We start from the raw sequence: 660 nt of genomic DNA, 5'->3' as shown, positions 1-660 counted from the left end.
GCTGGCAAACAAGGATAAGGGTTGCGCTCGTTGCGGGACTTAACCCAACATTTCACAACACGAGCTGACGACAGCCATGCAGCACCTGTCTCAGAGCTCCCGAAGGCACCAAAGCATCTCTGCTAAGTTCTCTGGATGTCAAGAGTAGGTAAGGTTCTTCGCGTTGCATCGAATTAAACCACATGCTCCACCGCTTGTGCGGGCCCCCGTCAATTCATTTGAGTTTTAATCTTGCGACCGTACTCCCCAGGCGGTCTACTTAACGCGTTAGCTCCGAAAGCCACAGTTCAAGACCGCAACCTCCAAGTAGACATCGTTTACGGCGTGGACTACCAGGGTATCTAATCCTGTTTGCTCCCCACGCTTTCGCATCTGAGTGTCAGTATCTGTCCAGGGGGCCGCCTTCGCCACTGGTATTCCTTCAGATCTCTACGCATTTCACCGCTACACCTGAAATTCTACCCCCCTCTACAGTACTCCAGTTTGCCAGTTTCAAATGACCTTCCGAGGTTGAGCCCCGGGCTTTCACATCTGACTTAACAAACCACCTGCATGCGCTTTACGCCCAGTAATTCCGATTAACGCTCGCACCCTCCGTATTACCGCGGCTGCTGGCACGGAGTTAGCCGGTGCTTCTTCTGCAGCTAACGTCAAATGATG

General features: G+C 52.6%; 1 rRNA gene. It reads right to left on the bottom strand.

Annotated elements, in window-relative coordinates:
• A 16S ribosomal RNA gene (locus M9194_RS21550) occupies positions 1-660 on the bottom strand; the annotation flags it as partial.

Source organism: Vibrio sinus, assembly GCF_023634645.1.
Taxonomy (GTDB): Bacteria; Pseudomonadota; Gammaproteobacteria; order Enterobacterales; family Vibrionaceae; genus Vibrio; species Vibrio sinus.
This window is presented reverse-complemented; position numbering and strand designations above follow the sequence as displayed.